Origin of the sequence: Bacillus sp. SIMBA_005 (assembly GCF_046535585.1) — a bacterium.
Taxonomy (GTDB): Bacteria; Bacillota; Bacilli; order Bacillales; family Bacillaceae; genus Bacillus; species Bacillus pumilus.
Genome location: NZ_JAWRWI010000079.1, coordinates 1 through 381 on the forward strand (window position 1 = coordinate 1; position 381 = coordinate 381).

The 381-nt window shown below is 51.2% G+C and carries 1 pseudogene; it reads right to left on the minus strand.

Going from position 1 to position 381, the window contains the following annotated elements:
• Positions 1-381: pseudogene (ligA, locus tag SB660_RS19180) on the minus strand (NAD-dependent DNA ligase LigA); the annotation flags it as partial.

The following is a 381-nucleotide window of genomic DNA, read 5'->3' on the forward strand; positions in this document are numbered from 1 at the left end:
CTGTGTGATGACACGTTCTCCGAGTCCGTCAATATTCATCGCGTTGCGTGAGACAAAGTGAATCAGGCCTTCTCTGATCTGCGCCGGACATTCCGGATTGATGCAGCGCAGCGCGACTTCCCCTTCAATGCGGACAAGTTCGCTTTCGCACTCAGGGCAGCTGGTCGGCATATTGAATTCTTTTTCTTCCCCGGTCCGCTGTTCAATTAAGACATTGACGACCTCAGGGATGATGTCGCCCGCTTTTTTGACGACCACTTTATCGAGAATGCGGATATCCTTCTCTTTAATTAAATCTTCGTTATGAAGGGATGCTCTTGAGACCGTCGTTCCCGCGACTTTTACCGGTTCCAGAACGGCGGTCGGCGTAATAACGCCCGT